We start from the raw sequence: 3829 nt of genomic DNA, 5'->3' as shown, positions 1-3829 counted from the left end.
GCGGGCGGGTCGGGTGGGACGTGTCGCGAGGCGCGCCATCCGGCCGCTCGTTCCTCGCGACCTCCCGCCAGGCCCAGCCAGCCTCGCGACAAGAAGACCGTCCCTACCTCGCCTCGCTCTTCCGTACCGCCGCGTGCGTGGCGGCGACTCGCCGGCGCGGGTCCATGAGCACCTCGACCGCGTCGATCCACTGCTCGACGGCGGCCGGCAGGCCGCGCACGGACGCGCCGGCGGCGTCTCGGAGCAGCTCCGGCAGACCCCGCAAGCCGCGGAACGGGCGATCGAAGAACGGCTCGGTCGCCGCGCCGTCGAGCGACGGCAGGCCGAGCTCGCGCTGCCGCTCGTGCAGGGCGTCACAGGCGTCGCCGAGGGCGGCGTCGCGCTCCCGCCAGGACGGTGCCGCGAGCGCCCGGTCCAGGTGCGGGCCCGCCGTCGCCGCCGACAGGGTGTCCGCGAACGCCGTGCCGAGCCACTTGGGGTAGGGCGGCCAGCGCCGCTCCAGCAGCAGGCCGAGGCGCAGCAGCGAGCCCGCCAGGCGGGCCGCCAGGACCCGGGAGCCGACGTCGTCGCCGCGGTCGCCGGTGCGGCCGACGAACGGCAGCTCCTGCCCCACCCGGGCCCACTCGGCGGCGAGGACGTGCAGCCAGACGTCGTCGGGGTACCAGGCCAGCCGCTCCCGGACCGCGGTGAGCTCCCCCGGGCCGTCGTGGAAGACGGGGCCGGCCGTCACCTCCAGCACGCTCTGCCCCGTGAGGGACAGCCAGCCCGCGGCGTCGAGCTCGGTGACGGGGTCCAGGCCGAGCCGCGAGCGCGCGAACGCACGGGGCGTCGTGACCTCGACCCGGTGCCGCACCACCGGCTCCCACGTGGTCGCGAACCGGGTGGGCAGGCCCGCGTGCTCGGCGGGCAGCGCCCGCCCCAGGTAGGCGTCCACGGCCACGACGTCGGCCGCGTCGACCAGCAGCGTGAGCCGCAGCCCCCAGTCATGGTCGCGCGACGTCGCGTCGTCGAGACCGAGCACGTCCGACCCGCTGCCCAGCCGGGCCGCCGCGTACGGCAGGCCCGGGCGCCAGGCGTCGAGCAGGGGCCGGACGACGTCGTCGTGGTAGGCCCGCGCGAGGCCGATGCCGGTGTGCACGCGGTCACCCTGCCAGGCGAGCGGCGCCGGGACCTACCCCTTTCCCGGCGCCGCTCCGGGCCGGTCAGCCGGTCAGCCCGCCAGCGACGCCTCGAACGACGCTCCGGCGGCCTGGGACAGCACCGCCTGGACGGTGACGACGTGCCCCCCGGTGACGGTCAGGCGCTCGTGCGCCGACGTGACGCGGGAGAGCTTGCGGTCCAGGTCGATCTCGACGGTCGCGGCCTCGATCGACCTCGACGGCGACGACACGGCCAGCGTGGCCTCCCTCGCGTGGCCGGAGACGAGGACGGCGCACGGGCCGGTGGCGCGGACCGGGCCCTCGTCGGTCGCGGCGAACAGGTGGGCGAACAGGAACCACCGGCCTCGGCGCACCGCTCGGACGACGTGCGCCGTCGCGTCCTGCCGCAGCACCTCGACGTCGAGCTTCTCGAGGCCGTCCGCGGCCACCGTGGCGGTGCGCTCGGCGGTGGCGCCGGGCAGGATCACGTAGCCGTACCGTCCTCCCGTGGTCCCCGCGGGGTGCTGGACGGTCACGGTCGCGTAGCGGCGGGTGCGCAGGTCGGCGGAGCCGCCGGTGTCGGCGCCGGAGTTCACGTCCCGCCACGACCCGGACCGGTCGGCCACCTGCGCGCGCACGGCCTGGCCGTCGCCGAGCAGCACGTACCCGGCCACGCCCTCCACGTGAGCCCAGGTGGGCGCCGCGCCCTCGACCGGGCCGGTCACCCGCGCGCCGTCGAGCAGCAGCGCCGGGTCACGGTCCGTGGGGAAGGAACGGTTCTCGATCACCGTCTCGGCGTCGGACCCGGTCACCGTGACGTCCGAGCCGAGCGCGACCACCGCGTCGTCGAGCAGGAACCACGACTTCTTCGCCCGGACGGTGCCGAGACTGTTGGTGAGGTCCATGCCGGCGGTGCCCCACCGCCCGGAGAGCCCCACCCCGCCGGCCCACCCGTTCTGCGCTCGCGGGATGCCGGTGCCCGCGCCCGACGCGCCCGACTGGCGCGGCGCGAGGGACGCCGTCGTGCCGGGCAGGCGGTAGGGGTCGACCGTGGGCCAGTAGTCGTCGGAGAACTGACCCTGGTCGCCGTCGACGTACAGGTAGGCGGCGCCGTCGCCCTGGTGCCAGCCGAGGTTGTTCTCGTCGTTGCCCCACTCGTAGCGGCCGATCCGGCGAGACGACGTGGCCACGGTGTATGCCCAGCCGCTCCCCCGGTGCACCATCCGCTCCTGAGCCCCGAACTGCCGGTGCCCGAGCGGCTCCGGGGCGCCGGTCACCCCGTCGTCGGCGAGCACGGGCAGCGCACGCGACAGGTCGCTGAGCGTGGCACCGGCCGCGTAGTCCTCCGTGCAGCGCGACAGCCACCCCTTGGCCAGCGAGCGGTACGTATCCCGGTACGGCGCCGGCATCTGGGTGGCGAGCAGCAGCAGCGAGCCCGCGGTCGTGAACCCGTCGTGGAAGTCGTGCTCGCGCTCGCGCGAGACGGCGCGCCCGCGGACGGTCTCCAGCATCCGGCCGTTCCAGACGAACGGCGCGAACGACCGCTCGGGTGCGGCCAGGATCATCTCGACGTCCGGGTCCGTCACCTCCCACGGGCTGCCGGTGACGAGCATCAGCGAGCGGGCGACGCCCGACAGCGCCACGTTGCCGTAGGTGCCGACGTACGGCAGGTACGAGTGGTCCACGTACGACCCGTCGGCGTAGAAGCCGTTGCCCGACGTGACGTACCGGAACAAGCTGTTGCGCCCGCCGCCCGCCCTGTCGCTGAGCGCGTCGCGGGCCAGCACCATGTCGGCCTCGTCGCGGGCGGTGATGCCCCGCAGCAGGCACGCGAGCGCCTTGTCGGCCCGGTTGCCGCCCGTCTCGGGCGAGGTCGACGTGCCGCGGTAGTTCGGGTTCGGGGTGAAGCGGCGGACCGCGGCGACGGCGGCCGCGCGGTCGGCGTCGGTGAGCAGCGCGTCGACGAGGACGGACAGGTCGCCGAGGGTGCGCGGGATGCCGATCTCCCAGAACCACCAGTTCCCCGACTTCCGGATCGTCAGGTTGTACCAGTGCGCGCTCATGTGCCGGTACCAGGCGACGAGTTGGTCGGCGACGCCCGCGTCCGCGTGCTGCTGCGTGCCCGGGGTGGCCCACGCCGTCGCGACCACGAGGATCCGGGAGTAGGTGAGGGAGATGTTGCCTTCTGCCGGCCCGGCCATCGGCAGGTCGGTCCACAGGTCGCCGCCCGCGGCGGGCGCCGGGGCGGCCGAGGCCAGCGCGTCGCCCGCACGGGACGACAGGTCGGCGAGCCGCGCGGCGATCTGCGGGTGCGTGGCGTCGAGGCCGGCGCCGCCCGTCAGGTAGTCCGCCCACCGGGCGCGCAGGCCGTCGAAACCGTCGGCCGCGTGCGCCGCCGGGAGGCCGAGCGGGCCGAGGAGGCCCGCCGCCGCGGGGACGGCGGCCCCCATCAGCAGCAGATGGCGTCGCGTGATGCCCGGACCGGTGGCCACAGGGTGCTGTGCGTGCATGGGCGTCCCTCTCGTCGTCGAAACAGAACCGCCGGACACCCACGCCGTCGTGGGTGACGTGCGGCCACTATGGCGCGCGACGATCGGGACGACAACGTTCCGGTCACAACCGATCATCGGTGGAGTCGACGGAAGGATCGTAGGGACGACGACGGCGCCGCACCCCGGGGGGTGCGGCGC

The 3829-nt window shown here is 75.4% G+C and carries 2 protein-coding genes; both read right to left on the bottom strand.

The genetic code is table 11. The annotated features are described in order from the left end of the window. Positions 1–103: 103 nt before the first annotated feature. A complete protein-coding gene (locus tag ACFT55_RS19565; protein ID WP_380245518.1) occupies positions 104–1138 on the bottom strand; it encodes a DUF4037 domain-containing protein in 1035 nt (344 codons plus the stop codon). A 72-nt stretch (positions 1139–1210) separates the two neighbouring features. Further along, the gene (locus tag ACFT55_RS19560; protein WP_380245517.1) at positions 1211–3649 is read right to left on the bottom strand and encodes a polysaccharide lyase 8 family protein; all 2439 of its coding nucleotides are present in this window, start codon (positions 3647–3649) and stop codon (positions 1211–1213) included. Positions 3650–3829: the final 180 nt, after the last annotated feature.

It is taken from the genome of Isoptericola sp. NPDC057191 (assembly GCF_042670225.1).
In the GTDB taxonomy this organism is placed as follows: domain Bacteria; phylum Actinomycetota; class Actinomycetes; order Actinomycetales; family Cellulomonadaceae; genus Isoptericola.
This window is presented reverse-complemented; position numbering and strand designations above follow the sequence as displayed.

Excerpts from the sequence above, each read along its gene's own strand:
- ACFT55_RS19560 (WP_380245517.1), bottom strand. The coding sequence starts at position 3,649 with ATGCACGCACAGCACCCTGTGGCCACCGGTCCGGGCATCACGCGACGC.